Origin of the sequence: Allobosea sp. NPDC003192 (assembly GCF_050275675.1) — a bacterium.
Lineage (GTDB): Bacteria > Pseudomonadota > Alphaproteobacteria > Rhizobiales > Beijerinckiaceae > Allobosea.
This window is the reverse complement of record NZ_JBNNPK010000023.1, coordinates 66177-93016: the sequence shown is the minus strand read 5'-3', so window position 1 is coordinate 93016 and position 26840 is coordinate 66177. Positions and strand designations below refer to the sequence as shown.

Genomic DNA, 26840 nt, shown 5'->3' with positions numbered 1-26840 from the left:
CAGCCCGATCGCTCAAAGTAGACCGCCATGGCCAACGACGATCTCGAAGCCCAGGACAAGGACAAGACCCCGCTGACGCCGGAAGGCATGGCGGCGGAATGGGCCACCATGTCCGACGTCGTGTCGGACGAAGGCGGCGAGCAGGAAGCCAATATCGATCGCCTGATGAATCAGGAAGAGATCGACACCATGCTCGGCTTCTCCATCGGAGATGACGGCAAGGGCGGCCGCAACGGTATCCAGGCGATCGTCGATTCGGGCTCGGTCACCTATGAACGCCTGCCGATGCTCGAAATCATCTTCGAGCGCCTGGTCCGGCTCCTCTCGACCAGCCTGCGGAACCTGTTCAGCGACAATGTCGAGGTGACGCTCGAGGGCATCCGCTCGGTCCGGTTCGGCGACTACATCAACTCGATCTCGCTGCCGGCGATGCTGGCCGTGTTCAAGGCCGAGGAATGGGACAATTTCGGCCTCGTCACCATCGAGTCCGCCCTCACCTACTCCGTCCTCGACACCATGCTCGGCGGCAAGCGCGGCCAGGCGGCGGCACGCGTCGACGGTCGTCCCTTCACCTCGATCGAGATGAGCCTGCTGCGCCGCGTGATCGGCGTCGTTCTCGGCGATGCCGAGGCGGCCTTCCGGCCGCTCTCGCCGGTGAACTTCAGGATCGACCGGATCGAGTCCAATCCGCGCTTCGTCTCGATCTCGCGGCCGGCCAACGCCGCGATCCGCGTCGAGCTGCGCTTCGACATGGAAGGTCGCGGTGGCTCGCTCCACCTGCTCCTGCCCTACGCCACCATCGAGCCGATCCGTGAATTGCTGCTCGAAAGCTTCATGGGTGAGAAGCTCGGGCGCGATCCGATCTGGGAGAACCACCTCGCCACCGAGGTCTGGCAGGCGGACGTCGCGGTGAAATGCGTGCTGCACGAATGCACCATGCCGCTGAAGCGGGTGATGAAGCTCGAGATCGGCGACACGCTGATGTTCGACGCCCGCCCCGACTCGGTCGCCTCGCTGCGCTGCGGCGAGTTCATCGTCAGCGAGGGCCGGATCGGCCGCGTCGACGACAAGATCGCCGTCCAGGTCGTCAGCCCGCTGCGGCGCTCGAAGACGACCATGGCGGCCTTCGACACCAGCCATCTCACTCCGGCGTCCTGACCAGGGAGACCTCCCCCATGACCATCACCCTGATCGCCGATGCGCTGGTCGCCTGCCTGCTGGTCGCCACCATCATCACCTGCTTCGTGCTCTCCAAGCGCATCGAGCGGCTGAAAGCCGATGAGAGCGCGATGCGCCAGACCATCGGCGCCCTGATTTCCGCAACCGACACCGCCGAGCGCGCCATCGCCGGGCTGAAGCTGACACTCGGCGACTGCGACCGCACCCTCGCCGAACGCCTGCAAACCGCCGAGCGCTACGCCGCCGACCTCGCCCAGCAGATCGAAGCCGGCCAGACCGTGATGGAACGCATCGGCCAGATCGTCAGCGCCGCCAGCATGGTCGTCGCCAAGCCCGAGCCCGTCGCCGAGAAACCCGCCCTCTCGCGCATGGCCAGCGCCGCCGATGCCGCCGCCGCCATCCGCGCTCGCGCCGCCCGCAGGCTCGAAGGCCAGGCTGCGTGATCCAGACGCCCCGCCTCATCCCGGCAGTCATCCTCGGCGCCATGGGCCTCCTGGCGCTGAAGCTGCTCGCCTGGTCGGCGGAGCCCAGCCCGGGCAAGATCCCCGCCAGCCCCCAGGTGTTCGCCGTAAAGCCGGAGAAGGAGGTCTGGGGCCTCGCCAAGATCATCGCCAAGGCCCATCAGCCCGACGTCTTCATGGACCCGGAGACCACCGGGACGATCGATCCGCCGGCGCCGAAGCTGCCCCCCGAGGAACAGGCCAAGCGCGACGCTGCTCCGAACAACAAGGCCGGCCTGATGAACGGCACCACCCAGCCGGTGTCCCCGGCTGAGAAGGCGCTGCTCGAACGCCTCGGCCAGCGCCGCGAGGAGATCGAGGCCCGCATGCGCGAGCTCGACATGCGCGAGAAGCTGCTCGATTCTGCCGAGAAGAAGCTCGGCGGCCGCGTCGACGACCTGAAGGCGCTGGAAGAGAAGGTCGAGGGCCCGCGCAAGCAGGAGGCGGACGCCAATCAGGCGGTGAAGAACCTGGTGATCATGTACGAGACGATGAAGCCGAAGGATGCCGCCCGCGTCTTCGACCGACTGGCACTCGACATCCTCGTCCCGGTCGTCCAGCAGATGAACCCGCGCAAGATGTCGGACGTGCTCGCCGCCATGTCGCCCGAGGCGGCCGAACGCCTCACCGTCGCGCTCTCGCTGCGCGGCCGTCCCGCCGTCGCCACCGAGCGCGCCCCGGCCCCGACGCCGGCTGGTAACGAATTGCCGGCGATCGAGCCCGCTCCGCGGCGTTAGATCACGCTGCATTTGGACGGAACTGTCCAAACGCAGATAACGTGATCGATTCTAATAGTTTAGAGCATGCTTGGGTGGCAAAAAACCGTTGCCACTTTTTCACAGCATGCTCTGAGGCCGCTCCCGCTCACTGCTGAACGGCGATGCCGCTTTCCTTGATGATCGTCGCATAGGTCGCGACGTAGCGGTCGATCACCTTTTCGAACTCGGCGCCGGGCCGCGCCAGCACGTTGAAGCTCAAGCCCTGCAGGCGCTCGCGCACATCCGGACGCGCCAGCGCCGTGAGCCAGGCGCGCTCCAGCGCCTCGCGGGCCGGTGCCGGCGTATCGCGCCGGACCATGATGCCGAACCAGCTATCCGACAGAAGGTCCGGCAGGCCCAGCTCGGCGAAGGTCGGGACATTGGGCAGCTCGCGCACCCGTTGCTCGGCGGTCACCGCGAGCGCGGCGAGTTTGCCCTCCTCGATCGGCTGGACGACATCGGGCAGGTTGCTGAGCGCGAAATCGATCCGGCCGGCGTAGAGGTCGACGAAGAGCTGCGAGGTGCCGTTATAGGGCGCATGCACGGCCTTGCCGCCGGCCAGCCGCAGGAAATGCTCGGCGCCCAGATGCGGCGACGTGCCGATCCCCGGCGAGCCATAGGTCATCGCGCCGCCGCTCTCGCGCAGGTGCTTCAGAAAGCCTGCCCAGTCAACCTTCAGCGCCGGCGCAGCCACGAGGACGTGAGGCACCACCGTCGCCTGCACCACCGGGACGAAAGCGCGCTGCCAGTCCGCCGTCCGCGTCCGCAGCGTGATGTTGGCCGCGAAGCTGTTGGCGATCATCAGCATGGTGTGTCCGTCGGGCGGCGACTTCAGCGTCTCGGCCCCGGCGATGACGGTCGCCGCTCCGGCGATGTTCTCGACCACGACGCTCTGCCCGAGCGTGTCCTTGAGGCTCTCCTGCGCCAGCCGCGCCACCGGATCCATCGAGGTGCCGGGCGTGAACGGCAGGATCAGCCGCACCGGCCGCTCCGGTTTCCAGGCCGTTTGCGCCCTGGCCAGCGTCGGCAGGGCGAGCCCCGCCAGGAGAAGCGCACGTCGATCAAGCAACATCGGATCCTCCATCACCGTACCGTTCGATTTCCGGCAACGCACCGGAGCGTCCGCAGGGGATCAGCCCCGCGCCTCGATCACGATTTCCCGCGGCAGGCCGCGGACATCCATCTCGTAGTCGAGCACCGCCACCGGCGGCCGGGAGAAGTGCCAGGTCACGGGGCGGCCGAGGCCCGTGATCGGGGCGAGGACGTCATTCAGAAGCGGGTGAATGTCGCGCACGGTGTAGATGTTCGTGACCAGGGCATCGCCCCAGCCATAGCCGAGGCCCGAGAGCCGGCCCTCCATCTCGCCCATCACCCATTGCGCCTTGGCGCGCACGCCCCCCGGCGAGGCGTCACCCGATCGGATCGTCCCCTGCGCATAGCTGGCGCCGCCCTCGGGCGCCTCGCCGCTGCCCGCCACCACGAAGCTCGCCCGGGCCACGACATCGGGAACGGTGTAGCTGAAGGCATGCAGCGAGACGGCGTCCGGCTTGCCGATCTCCGGGCAGATATTCGTCCGCGCGACGGGGTTCACCTGCCCCTGCAGGATGCCCCACTGGTCGAGGCGGGAGGCGTAGAGCCGATTGAAGGCGTCGAAGCCGCCTTCCGAGAACGGCTCGGGCGAGCGCAGTTCGCAGGCGCAGAGCGCGGTCAGCGGCCGGCCTACCTGCTTCAGATGCGCCTCGATCAATTGAAGGCCGCGATCCAGCGCGACCGGGTTCGCCAATTGCGCGCGCTCGATCCGGAAACCCGGTTCGGCCGCGACCCCGCCGGAGTATTGGTAGACGGCCGGGATGAACCTGTAGCTGCCGTCCTGGCTGGTTCGGGTGGAGTACATCGGATCGCTTCCTCGACTGATTTTCCTAGTCGTAGGAGAGGTATCGGCCGATCAGCCAGCGCGAAACAGCGGAGAGTTCGTTGCCGATCCGGCAACACTCTCGTACTGTCCGGACTCTCGCTTCGGTCGCTGCGCACTGCCATGTCGCTCAACCGCTACCGCTATTTCGCCCTCGTCGCCGACCATGGCTCGGTCCGCGAGGCAGCCGATACGTTGCGCGTCGCGCCCTCGGCGATCAGCCGCCAGATCGCCGCCCTCGAAGAGGAATACGGCACCGCTTTGTTCGAGCGCCGGGCGCGCGGCATGCGGTTGACCACGGCGGGAGCAGCCGTGCTGGAGACGGCGCGCACCATCCTCGACAGCGTCCAGACCGCGCGTTCCGCCATCGACGAGCTCCAGGGCATGAAGCGCGGGCATGTCCGCGTCTGGACGGTCGAGGGCGCGATGGACGATTTCGTCTACCCTGCCCTCGCCGAGTTCTCGGCCGCGCATCCATCCGTGAGCTTCGACATCATGGTCGCGAGTTCCGATCAGCTCGTGCAGCGCCTGCTCGACGACGAGGCCGAGATGATCGTCGCCTTCAACCTGGTCCAGCACCGCAGCGTGCTCTCGCTCGCCGAGATCGCCGACGCGCTGGTCCTCGCCTCCCGCCCCGGCGATGCCGTCGCGCAGCGGCAATCGGTCAGGGTCGCGGAGATCGGCGAGATGCGCCTTGCCCTCCCCGACCGGACCTTCGGCCTGCGCCGCCTCGTCGACGACATGGTCGCGGCGGCCGGGATCGAACTCAAGCCGGCCCTGGTCACGAACTCGATCCAGTCGCTGCGCTCCTTCGCGCGGGCCGGCCTCGGCGTCAGCGTCCTGACGCGCTGCGCGACACGGCGCGACGTCACCGAGGGACACCTGGTCGCGGTACCGCTGCAGGGCCGCAATCTGCGCAAGGCCTGCCTCAAGATCTGCGTGCGCAACGGCCGCAACCTCTCGCCGGCAGCGCGGGCGCTGTCGCGACATCTGGCGCGCAGCGCGCGGAAATACGCGGCCGGGCATGTGTGAACGAGCGCACGCCGCAGGCAGCTTGCTTTAACCCCCCGTTATCCTTGACAGGCTAGCCTCCGCGCAGGTTGGAGTGGCCTGTCGCCGCTCCGCCATCGCGTCGGGTTGAGTAGCGGTCGTGCGTATCCTGCGGTCCCTGAGCTTCGGCATTGGCCTGGCGGCGCTGAGCCTCGCTGCCGGCTTTGACGCGCCGGCAACCGCCGCCACCGCGACCTTGCGTGGCGAAGCCATGCGCGCCGGCTTCGGCCGCCTCGCCTTCACCTTCGACGAGCCGGTGACGACGCGGGTGCGCGTTGCCAACGGCGTCGTCATCATTGGTTTCAGCCAGCCGGTGAAGCTTGACCCGGGCCGGCTCGCCGCCGAATTGCCGAACTACATCTCGGTGGTCAGGATCGATCCCGACGATCGCGGCCTGCGCCTGGCGCTCGCCCGCCCCTATCGCGCCAATTTGCTCGAAGCGGGCGACAAGGCGTTCATCGACCTTCTGCCGGAGAACTGGACCGGCCAATTGCCCGGCCTGCCGCCCGAGGTCCTCGCCGAGCTCACCCAGCGCCTGCGCCTCGCCGAGGCGCGCGCCCGCGACATCGCCCGTGCGCCCGCGCCGGCGCCGAAGCCACTCGGCTTCCGCACCGCCCGCCTGCCGACGCTCGACCGGCTGATGTTCTCGGCGCCGCCGGAGGCGCTGCTCACACCCAGCCTCGACGACAGCAAGCTGACGCTGAGCTTCGACCAGCCGCTGGCGGTGACGCCCTCGCAGATCCGCAGCCTGCTGCCGGCCGACTTCACGCTGGAACAGGCGACGATCGGCGACGATCGCACGCAGCTCGTCTTCACCGTGCCGAAGGACCGCCAGCTCCGCAGCTTCCGCGACGAGACCGGCTGGACGGTCGACCTGCCACATTCCGGCGCCGCCACCCCGCTCTCGCTGGCCGATCTGCAGGCCGCCCCGCCCGGCGGGGGGAAGCCGGTGGACGCCAAGGTCCCCGAGCAGAAAACTGCCGCGGCAGCGCCGCCCCCTGCCCCGAAGGCCGACGCGCCGCAGGCCCTGCCCAGGCCGGTCGCCACGACCACCGCCGACGTCCCGCCCCGCGATATCGAGATCGCCTCCGCCGTCGACGGCGATGGCGGCCGTATCGATTTCCGCTTCTCGCGCCCGACCGGCGCCGCCGCCTTCGCCGAGCCCGGCCGGGTCACGCTCATCTTCGATACGCGCGACACGCTCGATCCGGACAAGCTCAAGGGCGTGCTGCCGGCGCTGGTGCAGGACGTCACCGTCACGCGCGAGACCAAGGTCACCGTCGTCAGGCTAAAGACACGACGCCAGCAGATCGTGCGATTGTCCGACGACAACGCGCAATGGTCGCTGACTTTCGGCGACAAGGCCGGCAAGCCCGCCGTTGCGCTCACCCCCCGCCGCGATGCCGACGAGCGCGGCCAGACCATCGTCGCCGTACCGGTGTCGGGCCTGACCGGCGTGCATTGGCTGGAGAACGGCGAAGGCGGCCCGAACCTCGCGGTCGCAACCGTGCTGGGGCCGACGCGGGCCGTCTCCAAGCCTTATCGCTTCCTCGAGTTCGGCCTGCCGCAAAGCGCCCATGGCGTCGTCGTCAGTGCCGTCGCCGACGACCTCGCCGTACGCGCCGACACCGACGAGGTCAGAATCGGCCGCCAGAACGGCCTGATCGTCAGCCTCGATGCCGAGAAGCCGAGCGAAGCGGACAAGAAGAGCGCCCAGGCTCCCGCCCGGCCGCTGCTCGACGGCGAAGCCTGGTCGGCTCTGCACACCAACGACATCCGCGACCGCGCAGCCAGCCTGCTGCGCGAGGTCGCCGGCGCCTCGCGCGGACGCAAATCCGAGACCCGGCTGGCGCTGGCCCGCTTCCTCGCCGCCAATGGCATGATGCCGGAAGCGGCCGGGCCGCTGAATGCGCTACTGGCCGACGACGCCGCGATGCGCGGCAACCGCGACGCGCTGTTCCTGCGCGGCCTGATCGCGACCCGCATGCAGCGCAGCGCGGAGGCGCTGAAGGCGTTCGACGCCGCGCCGATCCGCGACGAGGCCGAGACCGGACTCTGGCGCGCGCTCTCCGAGCAGCGGCTCGGCCGCAATACCCAGGCGCTCGCCGGCTTCCGCCGGGCCGAGGATATCCTCGACCGCTATCCCGCCGATCTCCAGGCCGAGTTCCGCCCGGCCATGGCGCGGGCAGCGCTCGCCACCGGCGAGACCACGGTGGCCGAGAAACAGATCAGCCGGCTCGCCGAGATGCCGGAGGAGCTGGTCAATCCCGAGGCTCTGGCGTTGCTGCGCGCCAGGCTCGACGATGTCAGCGGCCGGCCGGAAGCGGCGATCAACGGCTACAAGCCGCTCTTCGAGGCGAAGACGCGGCCGGTCGCCGCCGAGGCGCAATTGCGTGCGGTCAAGCTTGCTCGCGCCGAGAAGCGCGCGGATTTCTCAGCCGACGAAGCCATCGCCCGGCTCGAAACCGTCTCGGCGATCTGGCGCGGCGGCGAGGTCGAGATCGAGGCCCTGGCCGAGCTCGGCCGCCTCTATGCCGAGCAGCAGCGCTGGCGCGATGCTTTTCAAACAGCGCGGCGCGCCAACGAGACCTTCCCCGAGCATCCGGCGACGCGCCTCCTGCACGACGAGACCGCCCAGCGCTTCGAGGCGCTGTTCAGCGACCCGGATCTCGAGAAGCTGCCGCGGCTCGAGGCGCTTGCGCTGTTCTACGATTTCAAGGAGTTCCTGCCGATCGGCCGGCGCGGCGACGAGATCACCCGCCTGCTCGCCGACCGGCTGGTCGAGCTCGATCTGCTCGACCAGGCGAGCGAGATCCTGCAATACCAGATGGACCGGCGCCTGACCGGCGCATCGCGCTCGACCGTCGCGACCAGGCTCGCCATGATCCGGCTGATGAACGGCAAGCCGGCCGAGGCGCTGCAGGCGCTCGTCTCGACCCGGCTCGCCGAGCTGCCGGCCGACGTCAAGCGCGCCCGGCTGCTGCTCGAAGCCAAGGCGTTGTCCGATCTCTCGCGCACCGACCAGGCGCTCGACCTGCTGGAAGGCGAGAGCGGTCCGGAGGTCGACCGGCTCACCGCTGACATCCTCTGGAGCGGCCGGCGCTGGCGCGAGGCCGGCGAGGCACTCGAACGCATGCTCGGCGAGAGCTGGCGCGGCCAGGCGCCGCTCGGCGACGGCGAGCGCGCCGACGTGATGCGCGCCGCCATCGGCTATGTCATGTCGGACGAAGCGCTCTCGCTCGACCGGCTGCGCACCAAGTTCGCCGCCAAGATGGCGCAGGGCGCCGATGCCCGCCTGTTCGGCTTCGTCACCGGCGCGAGCCGGGCCAGTGCCAGCGACATCCGCGAAGCCGCTCGCACGGCCGCCGGCTCCGACACGATGACCGATTTCCTCAAGGAATACCGCAAGCGCTACCCGGCCTATTCCAGCGCCGTGCGCGAGCGGCGTAAACCGGCGGAGACCGACGCCGCCAATGCCGGTCCGCAGCCCGGCCAGGGCTGAGCCGTCGCGTCAACTGCCGTAGCTCTTGACCAGCGAGCCGGCGACCAGCCCCCAGCCGTCGACCAGCACGAAGAAGATCAGCTTGAATGGCAGCGCCACCGTCACCGGGGGCAGCATCATCATGCCGACCGACATCAGGATCGAGGCCACCACCAGGTCGATGATCAGGAACGGCACGAACAGCAGGAAGCCGATCTCGAAGGCGCGCCGGAGTTCCGAGATCATGAAGGCCGGCACCAGCACCTGGATCTGGATGTCCTCCGGCCGCTCCGGCCTCGGCTCGCGCGACATCTCCATGAAGAGCGCCAGATCCTTCTCGCGCACATGCTTCAGCATGAACTCGCGGAACGGCACGATGCCGCGCTCGAACGCCTCCTGCGGCTGCATCTGGCCGGCGATCACCGGCGCGCCGGCGACGCGGTAGGCCTCCTTCAGGGTCGGCGCCATCACAAAGCCGGTCAGGAACAGCGAGAGCCCGATGATCACCGCGTTGGGCGGCGCCGTCTGGGTGCCGATCGCCGAGCGCAGGAGCGATAGCACCACGACGATGCGCGTGAACGAGGTCACCATGATCAGGATCGACGGCGCCAGCGACAGCACCGTGATCGTGGCGATGAGCTGCAGTGCCCGCTCGGTAACGCCGCCCTGGCCGAGGTCGAGCGAGAGCGACTGTGCCTGCGCGACGGCGGCGATCCCGAGCACGCCAAGAGCCGCGGCAAATCCCGCCAGCCAGCGCAGTCTCTGTCCCGTCGGTATCCGCCTGCCCATCACTCGTTCCTGCCCGAATCATGGTGCGGGCTCGCGGGAACGCTAGAGCAAGGCTCAGGGGCGGGCGAAGAGGCTTTACGCCGCTATCCCCCGGCGCCTTCACGCCGGAAGAACGATCTCAACCCTTCTTGGGATCGCGCCCGAGCAGGCGGGCGAACTCGGCCTCGATCGCGTCGACCGAGAACGGATCGTCCTCCGCCGGCTTGGCGGCCGGCTTCGGCTCGTCCGCGGGCTTGGCCTCGGCCGGCTTGGCGTCGGCAGCCCTGGTGTCCGCTGGCTTGGCTTCTACGGGCTTCACGTCGGCGGGCTTGCCGTCAGCAGGCTTTCCGTCAGCGGTCTTCGGCTCGCTCGGCTTTTGCTCGCTCTTGGCCGGCGCTTCGGCCTTGGCGGCAGTCTCGACCTCGTCGAGCACGTCGTCGAAGACCGGCCCGAACTTGGCAGGCTTGCTCGGCTCCGGCGCCTGTTCCTTCGTCGGCTCGTGCTTCTTCTCGTCCGCCTTCACCGGTCCGGCAGCCGGCGGCTTTGGCGGAGCGAAGACCGGCGGGGCGACCAGCGGCGCCTCGGACGCAGCCGGGCGCGACAGCGCAGGCTTCAGCCCCAGCGCCATTTCGAGCTCAGCCTCCATATCGAGCGCCGGGCGAGCAGGTGCGGGAACCGGCGCTGCCGGCTTGGCGGTGGCCGGGGGCTCTGGAGCGGCCGGCGGAGATGTGACCACCGGCGCCGGCGGCGCCTCCGGCTCGGTGCGCGGGCCCGCAGAACCCGGTCGCACGGCCGAGAACGGACGCTTCAGCGCCTCTTCGAGCTGGCGGGCCATGTCGCCGAGCTCGCTGGCGCTGGCGGCCGGAGCCGGATCGCGCGCCAGGGTGGCGCCGATGCCGACGGCGCTAGCCGCGACGGCCGGAGCGATCGAGGTCGGCTGGGGAGCCGGAGCCGGCCGCGGCGGCTGAGGTGGAATCGGGGGCTGGGCGACAGCGCGCGGCGGCGGGGCCGGCGGCGTGACCGGCCGCGGCGGCACAGGCTCGACCGGCACGGCCGGAACCGGCGAAGGCGGCAGCGGGCGCGGCTCTTCGAAGGCTTGCGGGCGCGGCTCGGGCTCCAGCGCCAGCGGCCGTTCGGCCAGGCTCTCGCTTTGCAGAGGCGCCGCGACACGCCCACCGCTGCGCACGATGTTGGTCTCGACCACCACGTCGGAGGCGCCGCCGATCATCACGAGATGCTCGACATTGTCGCGCCGCACCAGGATGAGCTGGCGCTGCCGGTCAAGATCGTAGACATCGACCACGCCGAGGCGCGGCTGGCGGGTGCGTCCCCCGCTCTGGCCCTTGAACTTCAATCGGCCGCCGCTCATGCGCCGCAGGAAAAAGCCGAGCAGCGCGACCAGGAGCAGCACCACTGCGAAGGCGATGATCCACCGCAGGCCGGAAGAAAGTTCGAAGCCAAACAAAGTCTGCAAGGTCTGCCTCATGAAGCGACGCGACAGCCGCCGACCGCTCTTTGTAAGGGCGATCAGCCGGATAGACGGAGCTGGCTATACCATAAGCGCCGCCAGTTCGAGAAACATGGTTAGCAGATGGTTAACATGACCGTGCATATCCCTGTGAATTAACCCGATATTAACCATGCACCCGGCAATTATTACCCACTTCGGCGTTGACCGATGGGAGATTGCGGCATGGCGAACGACGGCCTTGGCCTGATGGGAGCACTGAAAGCGCGCATGCATTGGCATCAGGCGCGGCAGAAGCTGCTCGCCGAGAATGTCTCCAATGCCGATACGCCGCGCTTCAAGCCGCACGACCTGCGCGCGCCCTCGCCCGCCGGCGGCGGCATGACGCTGGCGCAGACCTCGCCGATGCATCTGGGCCTCTCGGGCCAGCGCAATGGCTTCGATCCGCGCGATCCCAAGCGCTTCGAGACGACGCCGAGCGCCAACAGCGTCAATCTCGAGGACGAGATGATGAAGGTCGCGCAGAACCAGTCGGACTATCAGCTCGCCGCCTCGCTCTACAGCAAGAGCCTCGGGCTGATGAAGATCGCGATCGGCAAGGGCCGGTAAGGAACCGCATCATGGACCTGCTCAAGAGTCTCGCCGTCGCCGCCTCCGGCCTGAAGGGTCAGGCCGGGCGCATGCGAGTCATCGCCGAGAACCTCGCCAACGCCGATTCATCGCCGGAGCGCGCCGGCGTCGATCCCTATCGCCGCAAGATCGTGACTTTCCAGGGCAAGCTCGACCGCGAGCTCGACGCCCAGGTCGTCGAGCTCGGCCGCGTCAGCCGCGACCGCAGCGACTTCAAGACGAAATACGACCCGGGCCACCCGGCTGCCGACCCCAGCGGCCAGGTCCGCATGCCCAACGTCAACTCGCTGATCGAGACGATGGACATGCGCGAGGCCCAGCGCAGCTACGAGGCCAATCTCAACGTGATCTCGTCCACGCGCCGGATGATCCAGCGCACCATCGACATCCTGCGCGCCTGACCGACGGCTGAAGCGGAGCCAGACCCATGACCACCTCGAGTTTCGCCGCCGGCGCCTATGCCTCGATGCAGGGCATGGGCGCTAGCGCCCTGCTGAAGAAGCCGGCCTCGGTCGGTGGCCTCGACGGAGCCGGCGCCGGCCTGCCCGATTTCTCCTCGCTCGTCAGCAAGGCGCTGGAATCGACGGCGCAGAGCGCCCGCCAGGCCGATATCCAGACCGGCAAGGTCGCCGCCGGCCGCTCCGACGTCGTCGACGTGGTCACGGCCGTCGCCGAGAGCGAGGCCGCGATCGAGACGCTGGTCGCGGTGCGCGACCGCGTCATCGCCGCCTATGAGGAAATCATGCGGATGCCGGTCTGACGCCGCCATCCCTCAAGACACCGGACGGAACGCAAGCCGATGACCTCCGCAGCCATCCTCGACGTCGCCCGTGACGGCATCGTCGTCTTCCTCAAGGCCGGCGCGCCGCTGATGCTGATCGCGCTCGTGGTCGGCCTCGTCGTCTCGCTGATCCAGGCGCTGACGCAGATCCAGGAGCAGACCCTGGTCTATGTCCCGAAGATCATCGCGGTCTTCGCAGCGCTGCTGCTGTTTTTGCCGTTCATGGGCGACGCGCTGGCGGGTTATATGGGCAGGGTCGCCGTCCGAATCGCCACGGGCGAATGAGCCTCGCGCCAGCCAGCGCCTCCTGTCCGTGGAGTCCGGCCGGCGCGCCATTCTGGCGCGGGAGCCGGGTTCGCCCGATGCAGATCGCCATCCTGCCCGAGATCAGCGCGCTGTTCGTGCTGGTCTTCGCGCGCGTCGGCACTTTGGTGATGCTGATGCCGGGCATCGGCGAGCGCCTCATTCTCGCGCGCGGCCGGCTCTCCCTCGCCTTCTTCCTGGCGCTCGTGATCCTGCCGATGGCGCGCGGCTCGATCACGATCCCGCAGACCCCGGCGGCGCTGGGCGCGCTCCTGATCAGCGAGATCCTGGTCGGCCTCGTCATCGGCGTCAGCGCGCGCCTGCTGATGGGCGCTCTGCAGACGGCTGGCTTCATCGTCGCCCAGACCATGGGGCTGGGTTTCGCCGTCACCGTCGACCCGACCGGCGGTCTTCAGAACCCCTCGATCGCCAACTTCCTCTCGATGCTCGGGATCACGCTGATCCTGGCGACGGACCTGCATCATCTCGCGCTCGCCGCCATCCATGAGAGCTACCGGCTGCTGCCGCCCGGCGGCTTCCCCGAGATCGGCGACGTGATGACCCTCGCCGTCAAGGCGATGGCCCAGGGTTTCTCGCTCGCGGTGCAGATCTCGGCGCCGTTCATCGTCTTCGGCCTGCTGTTCAATCTCGGCCTCGGCGTGCTGGCACGGCTGATGCCGCAGCTCCAGGTCTTCTTCCTGGCGGTCCCCGCCTCGATCCTCGGCGGCATGCTCGTGCTCCTCGCCGCTGTCGGGGTGATGATGGGCGTCTTCCTCGACGATCTCGGCGCTTTCCTGCGCCAGTTCATCGGTCTCTAGAGGGGATTTGACCGATGGCGGGAGACGTCGAGAACGAAGATCGCACAGAAGAACCGACCCAGCGAAAGCTCGATGAAGCCGTCGAGAAAGGCGACGTCGCAAGATCGCAGGAGATCGGCACCTTCTTCGTGCTCTGCGGCTTCACCTTGGCGCTTCTGGTCGCGGCCGGCAGCTCGGCCCGCGATGCCGCGCTTTCCCTGCGCTCCTTCCTGATGAACGCCCACCAGGTCTCGGACGACGCCGGCGCCCTCTTCCACGTCACCAGCAAGGGCGTGATGACCGGCTTCGCCATCATGGCGCTGCCGCTCGGCTTCATCCTCATCGCCGCACTGGCCGGCGCGCTGATCCAGCACAAGCCGCTCTGGACCACCGAGCCGATGATGCCGAAATTCGACCGGATCTCGCCGATGGCCGGGGCGAAGCGGGTTTTCGGCAAGGAGGCCTGGGTCAACTTCGCCAAGGGCCTGGCCAAGATCCTGGTGGTCGGCGTCGGCGTCTGGATCGTGCTCTGGGGCGAGCGCGACCGCCTGCAGGGCTTCGCCCAGATGGACGTGCACGCCTTGCTGCCAGCGGTGCTCGTGCTGACGATCAAGCTGATGGCCGGCGTGCTCGCCATCTTCGCAGTCATCGCCATTGGCGACTTCGGCTACCAGCGCTTCACCTGGTACCAGCGCCAGCGCATGACCAAGCAGGAACTCAAGGACGAATACAAGAACACCGAAGGCAATCCCGAGGTGAAGGCCAAGCTCAGGCAGCTGCGCGCTCAGCGCGCCCGCTCGCGCATGATGGCACAGGTGCCGAAGGCGACGGTGATCATCACCAACCCGACCCACTACGCCATCGCCCTGCAATACGAATCCGGCCAGGGCGCGCCGCTCTGCCTCGCCAAGGGCGTCGATGCGATCGCGCTCAAGATCCGCGAGGTCGCCGGCGAGCACAGCATCCCGATCGTCGAGAACCCGCCTCTGGCCCGCGCGCTCTACGCCACCGTCGACGTCGACGACGAAATTCCTGTCGAACACTACCAAGCTGTGGCGGAAGTCATCGGATACGTCTTGCGCCTGAAGCGCCGCCGCGCCTAACTCGCTGGCTGGGCAGGCATCTCTACTGTATGCCCGCCCTCGACCCCTGGCTGACGGGCGACTGAAGGAAACGGACCCGCTGCAATGAGCGCAAGCACGGCATCGAGCGCGATCGACCGTTCCGACCGGCCCGGCCATGTCGGCATCATCCTGCTGGTCGCGGGCCTGCTGGTCGGCGCCGCGATCGCGCTCGGCTTCATCGCCAATGAATGGGCGCAGCCGCTGATCCTGGGCCTGCTCGCGCTGCTCTCGGTCGTCGGGGTCTTCTGCCTGTTCGCCTTCGCGATCGGGCTGATCCAGTTCGCCGGGCGCTCGGCCCGCAACGACCTGACCAAGGCGATCGTCGACAGCGCCGAGGATGGCGTCGTCGTCACCGAGGGCGAGAACCGCATCGTCTACGCCAACGAGGCCTATCTCGCCTTCGCCGGCGCCCGCAACGCCAGCGAGATCGCTCCCGTCGAGCGGCTGTTCAAGGGCCGCGCCGAGGTCTCCGAGGCGATCTACCGCCTCGCCACCGCCGCCCGCGCCGGCCGCCGCCTCTCGGAAGAGATCCGGCTGGAGCCGGCCCTGAACGAGCGCGGCGCCGTCGGCTGGTACCGCGTGCGCGTCTCGCCGATCACGCGCGCCGGCCGCCCGGCCTGCCTGTGGAGCGTCGCCGACGTCACCCCGGAGCGCGAGCGCCAGGAAAACGCTTTCCAGGAACTCCAGCACGCGATCGACTATCTCGACCATGCGCCTGCCGGCTTCCTCTCGATCGATGCCGACAGCGAGGTGCCCTATCTCAATGCGACGCTGGCCGGCTGGCTCGACTACGATCTCGCCCGCTTCGGCTCCGGCGGCCTCCAGCTCGAGGACATCGCCTCGCCCAACGCCGCCGCGCTGATCCAGGCCATTCGCGGCCAGCCCGGCGATGTCCGCATCGAGGTGCTCGACGTCGACCTGCGCCGCCGCAACGGCCAGTCTCTGCCCGTCCGGCTTCACCACCAGGTTGCTTTCGGCCAGGACGGACGCGCCGGTGCCTCGCGCACCCTCGTCCTCAACCGCGCCGCCGGCGAAGCCGGCGCCGACCGCCACACCGATGCCGAGGCGCGCTTCGCCCGTTTCTTCCACGCGACGCCGATGGCGATCGCGACCGTCGACCGCCATGGCGCGATCCTGCGCTCGAACGCTTCCTTCACACGCCTGATGCAGGGCGGCGCCCAGCCGGCGACGATCCATGAACTCGTCAACGGCAACGGGGCGCTGGCCCAGGCCTTCGACGCGGCGCTCGCCGGCAAGGGCGAGATCGCTCCGCTCGATGCCGCGCTCGCCGGCGAGGACGGTCGCTCGGCGAGGCTCTATCTCTCGCCGGTCCCGGCCAGCGAGGATGCCGATGGCGAGCGAGCCATCGTCTATGCGCTGGAGACCACCGCCGAGCGCAAGCTCAAGGACAATATGGACCAGGCCGGCAAGATGCAGGCGGTCGGCCAGCTCGCCGGCGGCATCGCGCACGACTTCAACAACGTGCTGCAGGTCATCATCAACGCCTCCGAATTCCTGCTCGCCAGCCACAAGCCGACCGACCCGTCCTTCCCGGACATCATGCAGATCAAGCAGAACGCCTACCGGGCGGCCTCGCTGGTCCGGCAATTGCTCGCCTTCTCGCGCCGGCAGACCCTGCGCCCACAGGTGCTGGCGCTCGGCGACGTGCTCTCCGACCTCTCGCTGATGCTGAAGCGCGTCGTCGCCGACAAGATCTCGCTCGATGTCCGCCAGGGCCGCGATCTCTGGCCAGTCAAGGCCGATCTTGGCCAGCTCGAGCAGGTCGTGGTCAATCTAGCGGTCAACGCCCGCGACGCCATGCAGGATGGCGGCAAGCTGCAGGTGCGCACCCGCAACGTGCCGGCAGCCGAGGTCGGCGAACTCGGCTATGACAGCCTGCCGGCGGCCGACTATGTCCAGCTCGAGGTCGAGGACAGCGGCACCGGCATCCCGCAGGAGCATCTGGAGAAGATCTTCGAACCCTTCTTCACCACCAAGGAGGTCGGCAAGGGCACGGGCCTCGGGCTCTCCATGGTCTACGGCATCGTCAAGCAGACCGGCGGCTTCGTCTTCTGCGATTCGGTCGTCGGCCGCGGCACCAATTTCCGCATCTTCCTGCCACGCTACATCCCGACCGAGGAGGACATCGCTGCCGAGGCCGCCGCCAAGGAAGCGCCGAAGAAGACCGCGGCTGACCATACCGGCGCCGGTGTCATCCTGCTGGTCGAGGACGAGGACGCAGTGCGCGCCCTCAATGCCCGCATGCTGGTCTCGCGCGGCTATACCGTCCACGAAGCGGCATCCGGCGTCGAGGCGCTCGACCTGTTCAAGCAGCACGAGGGCAAGATCGACCTCGTCATCTCCGACGTGGTCATGCCCGAAATGGACGGCCCGACCCTGCTCGGCGAATTGCGCAAGCGCAACGCCTCCACCAAGGTCGTCTTCGTTTCGGGCTATGCCGAGGAAGCCTTCCGCAAGAACCTGCCGGAGGGCGAGGATTTCCATTTCCTGCCCAAGCCCTTCACGATGAAGCAGCTCGTCGAGACGGTGAAGGCGGCGATGGCCTGAGCGCTTCGGTCGCTCCGGCAACCGCCAGCATTACCAAGAGTTCATGTGGCGGACAGGCGCCCGGCGTTTGCCGGTTGTAAGGTGCTGTCTCGTCGACAGCGCTGCGCCTTGGTGACCGATGAAACGCTACGCATTCATAGCCCTTCTGGTGGCTGTCGCCGCCTTTGCCGCCTGGCGCGTGATCAGGCCGCAGGACGGTCCGGAGCAGGCCCATGCTGAGCGTCGCGCCGGTCCCATCGCGAGCCCGGTCACGACCGTGCTCGCAGGCCGCGCCGACATCCCGGTGACACGCCGCTCGATCGGCTTCGCCGAGCCGGTCGCGATCGTCGCGGTCAAGTCCCGCCTCGACGGCATCATCGCCGACCAGCACGTCAAGGAAGGCCAGGAGGTCAAGCAGGGCGACCTGCTCTTCACCCTCGACGATCGCGAGCTCAAGGCACAGGTCGCCCGCGACGAGGCCAATGTCGAGCGCGACAAGGCGACCGTGGCGCAGAAGCGCGCCGATCTCGCCCGCCAGAAGAGCCTGGTCGACAAGGGCGCCGGCACGCAGCAGGCGCTCGACCAGGCGACGGCCGACGAGGCCGTCGCCACCGCCGCCGTCAAAGCTGACGAGGCGACGCTGGCGCTCGACCGCGTCCGGCTCGGCTACACCACGATCACCGCCCCGATCTCGGGCCGCCTCGGCGCCATCACGGCGACACCGGGCAATGCGGTGCGCGCCAACGACGCCAGCAGCAATCTCCTGACGGTGACGCAGCTCGCCCCGATCCGCGTCACCTTCACTTTGCCCGAGCGCGACCTGACGCTTTTGCAGGAGGCAGCCAAGGCCGAGACGCCGGCGAAGGTCACCGCCTTCGCCTCCGGCACGCGCGAGGAGCTCGCCACCGGCGATCTCTCCTTCATCGATTCCGCCGTCGACATCCCCTCGGGCACCGTCAGCGTGAAGGCGCTGTTCACCAACGTGCCGCACCGGCTCTGGCCCGGGCAATATGTCGATGTCATCGTCCAGCTCGGCATGCTGCCCGGCGCCGTCACCGTGCCCTCTGTCGCGCTGCAGGAGGGGCAGAAAGGCCCCTTCGTCTACGTCGCCAAGACCGACGACACGGTCGAGGCCAGGACCGTCAAGGTCGCCTCGAACGAGAACGGAGTCGTGGCGATCGCGTCCGGCCTGTCGCAGGACGAGAAGGTCGTGACCGAGGGCCAGTCGCGGCTTTCGCCCGGCTCTCGGATCAGGCTGACGACCCCGCAAACCAGCAAGCCGTGAGCGCGCGCCATGTCGGTCTCGGCCTTCTGCATTCGTCATCCCGTCGCAACGATCCTGATGTCGTGCGCGCTGATCCTCGGCGGCCTGTTCGCCTGGCGCTCCCTGCCGGTCGCGGCGCTGCCGCGGGCTGAGTTCCCGGTCGTCAACGTCTCCGCGCAATTGCCCGGCGCCTCGCCTGAGATCATGGCGACTTCGGTCGCGACGCCCTTGATCAAGCAGTTCGCCACCATCGCCGGCATCGATTCGATCGCGACCACCAACGCGCTCGGCTCGACCTCAATCGCGATCCAGTTCGCGCTCGACCGTGACATCGACGCGGCCGCGGCTGACGTCCAGGCGGCGATCGCCCGCACGCAGCGGCAGCTGCCGATCGACATGACGACGCCGCCGAGCTATCGCAAGTTCAACCCCGCCGACGCCCCGATCCTGCTGCTGGCGCTGAAGAGCGAGGTCACACCGCTTTCCAAGATCGACGCCTTCGTCCAGCAGGTGCTCTCGCCGACGCTCTCCACCGTCGAGGGCGTGGCGCAGGTCCAGATCTTCGGCAGCCAGAAATACGCGGTCCGCATCCAGGTCGACCCGACCGCGCTCGCCGCGCGCGGCATCGGCATCAACGAATTGCAGCTGGCGATCACCGCTGCCAACGTCAACACCCCGGTCGGGACCATGCAGTCCGGACCGCAGCAGCTGACGCTGGAGGCGCAGACCCAGCTCGCCGACGCCGGCCATTTCGCCGATATCATCATCGCCACCCGCGACGGCCGCCCGGTCCGGCTCGGCGACGTCGCCAAGGTGATCGACTCCGTCGAGAATTTGCAGCTCGCCAGCTGGTATGATGGCTCGCGCGCCCTCGTCGTGGCCGTCTTCCGCCAGCCCGACGCCAACACCGTCGAGGTCGTCGACCGGGTCAAGACCGCGATCGGCCAGATGCAGTCGCTGCTGCCGCCGGCGACGACGCTCGGCCTGCTCAACGACCGCTCCGCCTCGATCCGCCAGGCGGTCGAGGACGTGCAGTTCACGCTGGGCCTGACGATCGTTCTGGTCGTCGCGGTGATCTTCCTGTTCCTGCGCCGCTTCACCGCGACGCTGATCCCGGCGGTGGCCGTGCCGATCTCGCTGATCGCGACCTTGGGGGCGATGTATCTGCTCGATTTCTCGATCGACAACATCTCGCTGCTCGGCCTGACGCTCGCCGTCGGCCTCGTCGTCGACGATGCGATCGTCATGCTGGAGAACATCGTCCGCCATATGGAGGAGGACGGGCTCTCGGCGTTCGACGCGGCGCTGAAAGGCTCGAGCGAGATCGGCTTCACCATCATCTCGATCTCGCTCTCGCTGGTCGCGGTGTTCATTCCCGTGCTGCTGATGGGCGGCGTGATCGGGCGCGTCTTCAACGAGTTCGCGGTGGTCGTCACCGTCGCGATCCTCGCCTCGGCCTTCGTCTCGCTGACGCTGACGCCGATGATGTGCGCGCGCCTCGGCGCCAATGCGGCGGGCCATGCGGAGCCCGGCAAGAAGGACCGGCTCGCCTTCCTCGAACGCGGCTTCGACGCCGTGCTCGACGCCTATCGCGCCGGGCTCGACCTCAGCCTGAAATACCGCCGCACCGTGCTGATGATCTTCCTCGCCAGCGTCGCCGCCAGCGCCTGGCTGGTGGTGACCATCCCCAAAGGCTTCTTCCCGCAGGAGGATATCGGCCAGCTCCAGGTCGCGACCGAGGCGCGCCAGGACATCTCCTTCGACGCCATGTCCGGCCTGCAGCGGAAGGTCGAGGAGGTCTTCCGAAGCTCACCCTATGTCGCCCATGTCGCCTCGACCATCGGCTCCGGCGGCCAGTCGAGCAGCCTCAATGCTGGGCGGCTCTTCGTCGAGCTGAAGCCGAAGGACCAGCGCCCGCCCTTGCAGCAGATGCTCGCCGATCTGCGTCGCCAGCTCGCCGCCATCCCCGGCATCGCGACCTACATGTCGCCGGTCCAGAACCTCAACATCGGCGCGCGCTCCTCCAAGAGCCAGTACCAGTTCGTGATGCAATCGATCGACCAGGCCGCGCTGTCCGACTGGTCCGGTAAGATGCTGGAGGCGCTGCAGCACGATCCGCTCTTCGTCGACGTCACCACCGATCTGCAGAACAAGGCCCTGCTCGCCAATCTCGTCGTCGACCGGGCCAAGGCGCAGTCGCTGGGGATCAGCGCCGACGTGCTGCGCTCCAGCCTCTATTCCGGCTTCGGCGTGCGCCAGATCTCGACGATCTACACCACCAGCGACAGCTACCAGGTGATCATCGAGTTCAACCCCGACATCCAATGGTCGAACGACCGGCTCGATCAGGTCCGCTTCCGTTCCTCCTCGGGCGCGCTCGTCCCGCTCGGCTCCTTCGCCCGCATCGAGCGCAAGGCCGGCCCGCTCACCGTCAACCAGCTCGGCCAGCTCCCGGCCGTCACCCTCTCCTTCAACCTGCCGGCCGGGCGCGCGCTCGGGGAAGCCGTGCAGCGCATCGACGCGATCAAGGCCGAGCTCGGCCTACCCGCTCAGATCGGCACCAGCTTCGCCGGCGTCGCCAAGACCTTCGAGCAATCGCTCGGCAATCAGGGCCTGTTGATCGCCGGCGCGGTGCTGACGATCTACATCGTGCTCGGCATCCTCTATGAGAGCTTCATCCACCCGCTGACGATCCTGACCGGCCTGCCGGCGGCGGCGCTCGGCGCGCTGCTGACGCTGAAGCTCTTCGGGCTCGACCTCTCGGTCATCGCCGTGATCGGGCTCCTGATGCTGATCGGCATCGTCAAGAAGAACGCGATCATGATGATCGACGTCGCGCTCGAACTGCAGCGCGCCGGGGAGCCCCCCGACACCGCGATCCGCGAAGCGTGCCTGCGCCGCTTCCGGCCGATCATCATGACGACGCTGGCCGCGATCCTCGGCGCCCTGCCGATCGCGATCGGCGCCGGCGCCAGCGCCGAGCTGCGCCAGCCCCTCGGCCTCGCCGTGGTTGGCGGGCTGATCGTCTCGCAGGTGCTGACGCTCTTCATCACCCCGGTGATCTTCCTCTTCATGGAAGGACTCTCGCGAAGGCTCGGCAGCAAGGGAGCGGCCGCGCCCGCCTCAGCGGAAACACCTCACGCGGCAGGGTGAGCGCGCGGTACCACCGGCGAGTTCGCCTGTCTTACACCCCGCCCTCATCCTGAGGAGCCGCGCAGCGGCGTCTCGGAACGGCTCCTCAGGATGAGGGCTCGGGGAATTTCTGATCAGGCGATGAGATCACCCAGCATGCGCGGTTTCCCAATGGCGGTTTGCGACATTTGATGTCTCATCCGGCGCGCTTTCGGCGGAGCTTGAGACAGCGAAGGAGAACCGCATGACGGAAATGCCGAGAGGCCGAGATGCGCCGCCGGACGAGCCGGCCCTCGATTTCGGCGGCGTCGTGCTCTCGCCGCAGAAGGAGCTCGTCCGGGTCTTCTACAAGGAGATGTGGGATCACGCCGACAAGTCGCTGATCCCGCGGATCTTCCACGAGGACTTCACCTTTCGCGGCTCGCTCGGGCCGGTCCTGCATGGCCATCGCGAATTCGCAGGTTATGTCGACTGGGTCACCGGCTCGCTCGGCGAGTACACCTCGGACATCCTGGCGCTGGTCGAGGAAGGCAACCGCGTCTTCGGTCGCTTGCGCTTCCACGGTTTCCATCGCCGCGAGATGTTCGGGGTGCCGCCGAGCGGCCGCCATGTCTGGTGGCATGGCGCTCCGGCCTTCACCTTCGAGGACGGGCTCGTGCGCGACCTCTTCGTGCTCGGCGACATCCATGGCCTGATCGGACGCCTGAAGCAGGGCTGAGCAACCCTTCTCTATCCCGCGAAGGTCACGCCCGCCTCCCGCGCTTCTAATCGGATCAAGCGGCAATCCTTCACCGCCGCCTGTCGATGCACCATCGCCTCGCGGTAGATCGGATCGCGGAACATCGCAGCGAAGGCCTCGACGCTGGGGTATTCGGCGATGAAGCAGATGTCCCAGCGCTCGCCCCGCGGGCCGATCAGCATCTGCTCGAAGCCGCCGCGCCAGAGGATCCGCCCGCCGAGCCGGTTCAGCACCGGCGCGCTGATCCGGCCATAGGCGGCAAACGCCTCGCGGCCGCCGCCATGCGGGCCGTCCGGATACTGCGCCTCGCCATTGAGCCGGATCAGGTTCAGCATCTGCACCGGCCCCGGCCGCTCATTGGCGCGGAAGGCGGCGAAGGCCTCGCGGCTGAAGCTCGTATGGTCGCTCATCCCCATCTCCCTCAATCGGCCTTGGCGACCAGCGACCAATCGCCGGAATAGACCGGCTGGCGCCGCGCCATCCAGGCGTCGAGCCCTTCGCGCAGATCGGCTGTCGGCACCACGCGGGCGAACTGCTCGCTCTCGATCAGCAATCCTTCGGCGATGCTGGTATTGATGCCGCGCGTCACCGCGGTGAGGATGCTCGCTGCCGCCAGCGAGGAATGCCGCAGGATGCGCGCTGCCAGCGCATGCGCCGCCGGCAGCAGCTCCTCATGCGGCACGACTGCATTGATCAGCCCCAGCTCCAGCGCCCGCTGAGGCGTGAACGGATCGCCGGTCAGCAGCAGCTCCATGGCGCGCTTGCGGCCGGCAAGCCGCGGCAGGCGTTGCGTCCCGCCGAAAGTCGGCGGCATGCCGAGATTGATCTCGGGCTTGGCGAACATCGCCCGCGCGCTGGCGATGGCGAGCGGCACCGCCTCGGTGACCTCGCAGCCGCCGCCGTAGGCGAGCCCGTTCACCGCCGCGATCACCGGCTTGCCGAAGGCTTCCAGCCGCGCCGTCAGCTTCTGCCCGCGGCGAACGAAATCGCGCACCGCCTGCTCCGGCCCGGCCGCGACGCTCTGCGAGAACTCGTGGATGTCGCCGCCGGCCGAGAAGGCGCGCTCGCCCGCCCCGGTCAGGATCACCGCGCGGATCGACGGATCGATCTCGATCGCGTCGAGGATGTCGAGCAGGCGATCGATCAGCCCGTAACTCAGCGCGTTGAGCTTCTCGGGCCGGTTCAGCGTCAGCGTCGCGACCGCCTCGCGCTGGTGAATCAGGATGGGATCATTGTCGGGCATGGCCTTGGCGTCCTTCCGGTTTCGGGTCTCGGAAGGCTGCGCCGCAGGCTTGACGATGTATACTACCTATACGGTATACATGAGGCATGGCCGAACCTGACAGCCCGACCCGCAAGCGCATCATCGAAGCCGCCAGCAAGCTGTTCTATGGCGAGGGCATCCGCGCCGTCAGCGTCGACGCGGTCGCCGAGAAGGCCGGCGTCACCAAGCGCACGCTCTACTACCATTTCGAGAGCAAGGACGAGCTCGTCGCCGCCTATCTGGAGGCGCGCGACCAGCCCAATCTCAAGCTGATGGCCGGCTGGTTCCACCAGGCCGAAGGCAGGCTACCGGAGAAGATCGAGACGATCTTCCAGAACCTCGCGCGCTCGGCCCGCCATCCGCGCTGGAAGGGCTGCGGTTTCCTGCGCACCGCCGCCGAGCTCGCCAACCTGCCCGGCCATCCCGCGATCAGGATCGGCGCGCGCCACAAGGCCGGCTTCGAGCGCTGGCTCGCCGGTGAATGCGCCAGCCACGGCATCGCAGCTCCCGATGAGCTCGCCCGCCAGGTCGTGCTGCTGATGGACGGAGCCTTCTCGGTCATGCTCGTCCACCGCGATCCGGCCTATGTCGAGGCTGCCGGCCGCGCCGCCGCCGCGTTGGCATCGGCAGCGCAAAGCCGACCGGTTTGATCGTCGCCCGGCCACCTTCTATCCTGCACCGATGACGCAAAGGCCGGTCCTCGCCTACACGCTGCTGCTGATCGTGCAGACGGCCTGCGCGCTGGTGATCCTGTTCCACATCCACACCGCCTTCCGCATCCTGGTCGAGCGGATCGGCCAGCGGCAGGAGCTGCCGACCGAGATTCTGGCGCAGGTCTGCGGTGCGGCGCTGCTCGGCCAGATTTGCTACTGGACCCGGCTCTACAGGCTGCCCGTGCCGCCAGGCTTCCACAGCCCGGTGCTGGGGCATCTGCTGGCCTTTGCCGCCCGCCTCGGCGCGATCGTCGGCGGCGCGCTCGCCTCGATCTATTTCCTGCGTCATCTGCCCGAGCTGACCAGGCTCGCCGACAGCTTCACTCTGACCTGGCGTTCCAGCCTGCTGCTCGCAATCGTCTTCGCGATCTACTGCTACACCCTGGAGCTGGAACGGCTCGCCGCCGCCTTGCAGGCCGAGCCGAAAGACGAAACCGATCTACCGGTGCCGGCGGACCTGCCCACCGCCTCAGGCGCGCCGGCGGGCGAACCAGAGCCTGACGCCACGCAAGCGCTCCCGCACCGCCCGCACTAACGCGACCGCCCGCTGCCAGGCCGCGCTCGCCCTGACCCGCCCGATAACGACCTGCCGGATCGCATCGATCCAGCCCATGATCCGGGCAAACCACGGGATGGTGAGGAGTTGCGCCCGCCCGGCATGGTAGACACGCTCGACCAGCAGGAAGCCGGCGAGATGGCCGACCGCCGTCGTGATGATGCCGGCCGTGAATGCGCCGCGCGCCAGAAATAGCAGGCCAAGCAGCTTCAACGGCTCGACGATGGCAAAGGGGATCGCGAGCGCGACCAGCGCGCCATAGGGCGGCAATCGCCCGATCGCTTCTTCCAGCCGCGCCACCAGCCTGAGCGAGGCGAACCAGGCGATCAGCGGCCGGTAGAGCGGCCGCAGCAGCTCGTCGAGCAGGATGGCAAGTCCAACGACGAGGTCCAGCGGGATCAGGATGAGCTTGATCAGGGATTTGCGCATCACCCGTTATCCCTGGCGAACCGGCTGCATTCGCCCTGCCACAGTACAATCTGCGCGCGGCAAGACCAGAACAAAAAAAGAACTTGCGAGAGAGAACAAACCATGACCATAGTCGTTTCCATGGCGCGGATTGAGATGTGGTCGCGCCCCTGCCATAAGGAGCGCACGTCGTGAATCAGGCAAATCTCAGGCTCGTGGAAGGCTCTTCGATGGACAAGGCCAAGGCGCTCGATGCGGCGCTCTCGCAGATCGAACGGGCTTTCGGCAAGGGCTCGATCATGCGCCTGGGCAAGAACCAGCAGGCGATCGAGATCGAGACGGTCTCGACCGGTTCGCTCGGCCTCGACATCGCGCTCGGCGTCGGTGGCCTGCCCCGCGGCCGCGTCGTCGAGATCTACGGCCCTGAATCCTCCGGCAAGACCACGCTCGCGCTCCACACCATCGCCGAAGCGCAGAAGAAGGGCGGCGTCTGCGCCTTCGTCGACGCCGAGCACGCGCTCGATCCGGTCTATGCCCGCAAGCTCGGCGTCAATCTCGACGACCTGCTGATCTCGCAGCCCGACACCGGCGAGCAGGCGCTCGAGATCACCGACACGCTGGTCCGCTCCGGCGCGATCGACGTCCTCGTCGTCGATTCGGTCGCGGCGCTGACGCCGCGTGCGGAAATCGAAGGCGAGATGGGCGACAACCAGCCCGGCCTGCAGGCTCGCCTGATGAGCCAGGCGCTGCGCAAGCTCACCGCCTCGATCTCGCGCTCGAACTGCATGGTCATCTTCATCAACCAGATCCGCATGAAGATCGGCGTGATGTACGGCTCGCCTGAGACCACCACCGGCGGCAATGCGCTGAAGTTCTATGCCTCGGTGCGCCTCGACATCCGCCGCGTCTCGACGCTGAAAGAGCGCGACGAGGCGACCGGCAACCAGGTCCGCGTCAAGGTCGTCAAGAACAAGGTCGCGCCGCCCTTCAAGCAGGTCGAGTTCGACATCATGTTCGGCGAGGGCATCTCGAAGGCCGGCGAACTGGTCGATCTCGGCGTCAAGGCCGGCATCGTCGAGAAATCCGGTGCCTGGTTCTCCTTCGACAGCCAGCGCCTCGGCCAGGGCCGCGAGAACGCCAAGAGCTTCCTCAAGGCCAATCCCGACGTCGCAGCCAAGATCGAGACGACGATCCGCCAGAATTCCGGCCTGGTCGCCGAGCGCATCCTGGAGAACGCCGACCCGACCGCCGAGGACCTCGACGAGGGCGAGGCCTGAGCCTTCAAACCGCGACATCCAGCCATTAGATCGACGGGCGGCCTTCGGGTCGCCCGTTTCCGTTTTGCGGTCAGCAGCTTGCCGCGCCTGCGAACTATGCAGGCCCTTTCTGGACAGGCATAAGTGCGCTGACTAGAACCCTTTCAGCCCTGCCGGCGCTTGCCGGCCCCATGCTTGAACCAGAGCCAA

25 protein-coding genes are annotated in these 26840 nt (G+C 68.1%); 18 read left to right on the top strand and 7 right to left on the bottom strand.

The annotated features are described in order from the left end of the window. Nucleotides 1–27: 27 nt before the first annotated feature. Genes fliM through ACQKLX_RS25365 form a run of 3 tightly spaced genes read left to right on the top strand, consistent with a single transcriptional unit; the run spans nucleotide 28 to nucleotide 2416 of the window. On the top strand, nucleotides 28–1158 hold the full coding sequence (fliM, locus tag ACQKLX_RS25375) for a flagellar motor switch protein FliM (protein WP_427364335.1): 1131 nt from the start codon (nucleotides 28–30) through the stop codon (nucleotides 1156–1158). A gap of 17 nt (nucleotides 1159–1175) precedes the next feature. After that, on the top strand, nucleotides 1176–1622 hold the full coding sequence (locus ACQKLX_RS25370; protein WP_427364334.1) for a DUF6468 domain-containing protein: 447 nt from the start codon (nucleotides 1176–1178) through the stop codon (nucleotides 1620–1622). Beyond that, nucleotides 1619–2416: a MotE family protein gene (locus tag ACQKLX_RS25365; RefSeq protein WP_427364333.1), complete on the top strand. Its 798-nt coding sequence runs from the start codon at nucleotides 1619–1621 to the stop codon at nucleotides 2414–2416. Before ACQKLX_RS25370 ends, ACQKLX_RS25365 begins: the two co-directional genes overlap by 4 nt. Nucleotides 2417–2543: 127 nt before the next feature. Here the strand turns inward: ACQKLX_RS25365 and ACQKLX_RS25360 are convergent, their stop codons facing one another. Next, nucleotides 2544–3509 (bottom strand): Bug family tripartite tricarboxylate transporter substrate binding protein, encoded by a 966-nt coding sequence (locus ACQKLX_RS25360; protein ID WP_427364332.1) that lies wholly within the window; start codon nucleotides 3507–3509, stop codon nucleotides 2544–2546. A gap of 60 nt (nucleotides 3510–3569) precedes the next feature. Continuing rightward, a complete protein-coding gene (gene cnbZ, locus ACQKLX_RS25355) occupies nucleotides 3570–4331 on the bottom strand; it encodes a 2-amino-5-chloromuconate deaminase CnbZ (protein WP_427364331.1) in 762 nt (253 codons plus the stop codon). A gap of 141 nt (nucleotides 4332–4472) precedes the next feature. Here cnbZ and ACQKLX_RS25350 point away from each other — a divergent pair, with 141 nt between their 5' ends. Together ACQKLX_RS25350 and ACQKLX_RS25345 are read left to right on the top strand one after the other, a co-directional pair. Next, nucleotides 4473–5381 carry a LysR family transcriptional regulator gene (locus ACQKLX_RS25350; RefSeq protein WP_427364330.1) on the top strand — a complete coding sequence of 303 codons (909 nt, stop codon included), beginning with the start codon at nucleotides 4473–4475 and terminating at the stop codon, nucleotides 5379–5381. 118 nt (nucleotides 5382–5499) lie between these two features. Continuing rightward, nucleotides 5500–8901, top strand: a complete 3402-nt coding sequence (locus ACQKLX_RS25345) for a tetratricopeptide repeat protein (RefSeq protein ID WP_427364329.1) — start codon at nucleotides 5500–5502, stop codon at nucleotides 8899–8901. A gap of 9 nt (nucleotides 8902–8910) precedes the next feature. Here ACQKLX_RS25345 and fliP read toward each other — a convergent pair whose 3' ends face one another. Together fliP and ACQKLX_RS25335 are read right to left on the bottom strand one after the other, a co-directional pair. Beyond that, nucleotides 8911–9669, bottom strand: a complete 759-nt coding sequence (gene fliP / locus ACQKLX_RS25340) for a flagellar type III secretion system pore protein FliP (protein WP_427364328.1) — start codon at nucleotides 9667–9669, stop codon at nucleotides 8911–8913. Between the two features lie 118 nt (nucleotides 9670–9787). Further along, a complete protein-coding gene (locus ACQKLX_RS25335) occupies nucleotides 9788–11122 on the bottom strand; it encodes a hypothetical protein (RefSeq protein WP_427364327.1) in 1335 nt (444 codons plus the stop codon). Nucleotides 11123–11341: 219 nt separating this feature from the next. On the opposite strand from ACQKLX_RS25335, the gene flgB reads away from it, so the two are divergent. The 10 genes from flgB to ACQKLX_RS25285 all read left to right on the top strand — a co-directional run bounded on the left by flgB (nucleotide 11342) and on the right by ACQKLX_RS25285 (nucleotide 22412). After that, entirely contained in the window at nucleotides 11342–11725 is a 384-nt protein-coding gene (flgB, locus tag ACQKLX_RS25330; protein WP_427364326.1) for a flagellar basal body rod protein FlgB, read from the top strand. 11 nt (nucleotides 11726–11736) lie between these two features. After that, nucleotides 11737–12147 carry a flagellar basal body rod protein FlgC gene (flgC, locus tag ACQKLX_RS25325; protein ID WP_427364325.1) on the top strand — a complete coding sequence of 137 codons (411 nt, stop codon included), beginning with the start codon at nucleotides 11737–11739 and terminating at the stop codon, nucleotides 12145–12147. A gap of 26 nt (nucleotides 12148–12173) precedes the next feature. Then, complete coding sequence (fliE, locus tag ACQKLX_RS25320; protein WP_427364324.1) at nucleotides 12174–12506, top strand: flagellar hook-basal body complex protein FliE; 333 nt, start codon at nucleotides 12174–12176, stop codon at nucleotides 12504–12506. Nucleotides 12507–12545: 39 nt separating this feature from the next. Further along, nucleotides 12546–12812: a flagellar biosynthesis protein FliQ gene (fliQ, locus tag ACQKLX_RS25315; protein ID WP_057188754.1), complete on the top strand. Its 267-nt coding sequence runs from the start codon at nucleotides 12546–12548 to the stop codon at nucleotides 12810–12812. Between the two features lie 77 nt (nucleotides 12813–12889). Then, the gene (gene fliR, locus ACQKLX_RS25310) at nucleotides 12890–13648 is read left to right on the top strand and encodes a flagellar biosynthetic protein FliR (RefSeq protein ID WP_427364323.1); all 759 of its coding nucleotides are present in this window, start codon (nucleotides 12890–12892) and stop codon (nucleotides 13646–13648) included. A gap of 14 nt (nucleotides 13649–13662) precedes the next feature. After that, nucleotides 13663–14730 carry a flagellar biosynthesis protein FlhB gene (gene flhB / locus ACQKLX_RS25305; RefSeq protein ID WP_427364322.1) on the top strand — a complete coding sequence of 356 codons (1068 nt, stop codon included), beginning with the start codon at nucleotides 13663–13665 and terminating at the stop codon, nucleotides 14728–14730. 84 nt (nucleotides 14731–14814) lie between these two features. After that, on the top strand, nucleotides 14815–17319 hold the full coding sequence (gene cckA, locus ACQKLX_RS25300; RefSeq protein WP_427364321.1) for a cell cycle histidine kinase CckA: 2505 nt from the start codon (nucleotides 14815–14817) through the stop codon (nucleotides 17317–17319). 118 nt (nucleotides 17320–17437) lie between these two features. Next, the gene (locus ACQKLX_RS25295) at nucleotides 17438–18583 is read left to right on the top strand and encodes an efflux RND transporter periplasmic adaptor subunit (protein ID WP_427364320.1); all 1146 of its coding nucleotides are present in this window, start codon (nucleotides 17438–17440) and stop codon (nucleotides 18581–18583) included. A gap of 9 nt (nucleotides 18584–18592) precedes the next feature. Next, nucleotides 18593–21715, top strand: coding sequence for an efflux RND transporter permease subunit (locus ACQKLX_RS25290; protein ID WP_427364319.1), 3123 nt, complete (start codon nucleotides 18593–18595; stop codon nucleotides 21713–21715). Nucleotides 21716–21938: 223 nt separating this feature from the next. Continuing rightward, entirely contained in the window at nucleotides 21939–22412 is a 474-nt protein-coding gene (locus tag ACQKLX_RS25285) for an ester cyclase (RefSeq protein ID WP_427364318.1), read from the top strand. Between the two features lie 11 nt (nucleotides 22413–22423). Here the strand turns inward: ACQKLX_RS25285 and ACQKLX_RS25280 are convergent, their stop codons facing one another. Together ACQKLX_RS25280 and ACQKLX_RS25275 are read right to left on the bottom strand one after the other, a co-directional pair. After that, on the bottom strand, nucleotides 22424–22843 hold the full coding sequence (locus ACQKLX_RS25280) for a DUF1330 domain-containing protein (RefSeq protein WP_427364317.1): 420 nt from the start codon (nucleotides 22841–22843) through the stop codon (nucleotides 22424–22426). Nucleotides 22844–22854: 11 nt separating this feature from the next. After that, nucleotides 22855–23676: a crotonase/enoyl-CoA hydratase family protein gene (locus ACQKLX_RS25275; protein WP_427364316.1), complete on the bottom strand. Its 822-nt coding sequence runs from the start codon at nucleotides 23674–23676 to the stop codon at nucleotides 22855–22857. Nucleotides 23677–23762: 86 nt separating this feature from the next. On the opposite strand from ACQKLX_RS25275, the gene ACQKLX_RS25270 reads away from it, so the two are divergent. Further along, a complete protein-coding gene (locus tag ACQKLX_RS25270; protein WP_427364315.1) occupies nucleotides 23763–24347 on the top strand; it encodes a TetR/AcrR family transcriptional regulator in 585 nt (194 codons plus the stop codon). Between the two features lie 31 nt (nucleotides 24348–24378). Continuing rightward, entirely contained in the window at nucleotides 24379–24945 is a 567-nt protein-coding gene (locus tag ACQKLX_RS25265) for a hypothetical protein (protein WP_427364314.1), read from the top strand. Here the strand turns inward: ACQKLX_RS25265 and ACQKLX_RS25260 are convergent. Further along, the gene (locus ACQKLX_RS25260; protein ID WP_427364313.1) at nucleotides 24880–25395 is read right to left on the bottom strand and encodes a hypothetical protein; all 516 of its coding nucleotides are present in this window, start codon (nucleotides 25393–25395) and stop codon (nucleotides 24880–24882) included. The two genes, ACQKLX_RS25265 and ACQKLX_RS25260, sit on opposite strands and share 66 nt — an antisense overlap. 170 nt (nucleotides 25396–25565) lie before the next feature. Here ACQKLX_RS25260 and recA point away from each other — a divergent pair, with 170 nt between their 5' ends. Further along, nucleotides 25566–26651 (top strand): recombinase RecA, encoded by a 1086-nt coding sequence (recA, locus tag ACQKLX_RS25255; protein ID WP_336531132.1) that lies wholly within the window; start codon nucleotides 25566–25568, stop codon nucleotides 26649–26651. Nucleotides 26652–26840: the final 189 nt, after the last annotated feature.

Bases quoted from the DNA above. Each gene is read 5' to 3' on its own strand.
- ACQKLX_RS25370 (WP_427364334.1), top strand. From the start codon at position 1,176: ATGACCATCACCCTGATCGCCGATGCGCTGGTCGCCTGCCTGCTGGTC.
- ACQKLX_RS25260 (WP_427364313.1), bottom strand. From the start codon at position 25,395: ATGCGCAAATCCCTGATCAAGCTCATCCTGATCCCGCTGGACCTCGTC.
- fliQ (WP_057188754.1), top strand. From the start codon at position 12,546: ATGACCTCCGCAGCCATCCTCGACGTCGCCCGTGACGGCATCGTCGTC.
- cnbZ (WP_427364331.1), bottom strand. From the start codon at position 4,331: ATGTACTCCACCCGAACCAGCCAGGACGGCAGCTACAGGTTCATCCCG.
- fliP (WP_427364328.1), bottom strand. From the start codon at position 9,669: ATGGGCAGGCGGATACCGACGGGACAGAGACTGCGCTGGCTGGCGGGA.
- ACQKLX_RS25360 (WP_427364332.1), bottom strand. From the start codon at position 3,509: ATGTTGCTTGATCGACGTGCGCTTCTCCTGGCGGGGCTCGCCCTGCCG.
- ACQKLX_RS25285 (WP_427364318.1), top strand. From the start codon at position 21,939: ATGACGGAAATGCCGAGAGGCCGAGATGCGCCGCCGGACGAGCCGGCC.
- ACQKLX_RS25280 (WP_427364317.1), bottom strand. From the start codon at position 22,843: ATGAGCGACCATACGAGCTTCAGCCGCGAGGCCTTCGCCGCCTTCCGC.
- cckA (WP_427364321.1), top strand. From the start codon at position 14,815: ATGAGCGCAAGCACGGCATCGAGCGCGATCGACCGTTCCGACCGGCCC.
- fliM (WP_427364335.1), top strand. From the start codon at position 28: ATGGCCAACGACGATCTCGAAGCCCAGGACAAGGACAAGACCCCGCTG.
- ACQKLX_RS25265 (WP_427364314.1), top strand. From the start codon at position 24,379: ATGACGCAAAGGCCGGTCCTCGCCTACACGCTGCTGCTGATCGTGCAG.
- ACQKLX_RS25350 (WP_427364330.1), top strand. From the start codon at position 4,473: ATGTCGCTCAACCGCTACCGCTATTTCGCCCTCGTCGCCGACCATGGC.
- ACQKLX_RS25290 (WP_427364319.1), top strand. From the start codon at position 18,593: ATGTCGGTCTCGGCCTTCTGCATTCGTCATCCCGTCGCAACGATCCTG.
- fliE (WP_427364324.1), top strand. From the start codon at position 12,174: ATGACCACCTCGAGTTTCGCCGCCGGCGCCTATGCCTCGATGCAGGGC.
- flgB (WP_427364326.1), top strand. From the start codon at position 11,342: ATGGCGAACGACGGCCTTGGCCTGATGGGAGCACTGAAAGCGCGCATG.
- ACQKLX_RS25270 (WP_427364315.1), top strand. From the start codon at position 23,763: ATGGCCGAACCTGACAGCCCGACCCGCAAGCGCATCATCGAAGCCGCC.
- ACQKLX_RS25295 (WP_427364320.1), top strand. From the start codon at position 17,438: ATGAAACGCTACGCATTCATAGCCCTTCTGGTGGCTGTCGCCGCCTTT.
- flgC (WP_427364325.1), top strand. From the start codon at position 11,737: ATGGACCTGCTCAAGAGTCTCGCCGTCGCCGCCTCCGGCCTGAAGGGT.
- flhB (WP_427364322.1), top strand. From the start codon at position 13,663: ATGGCGGGAGACGTCGAGAACGAAGATCGCACAGAAGAACCGACCCAG.
- ACQKLX_RS25275 (WP_427364316.1), bottom strand. From the start codon at position 23,676: ATGCCCGACAATGATCCCATCCTGATTCACCAGCGCGAGGCGGTCGCG.
- fliR (WP_427364323.1), top strand. From the start codon at position 12,890: ATGCAGATCGCCATCCTGCCCGAGATCAGCGCGCTGTTCGTGCTGGTC.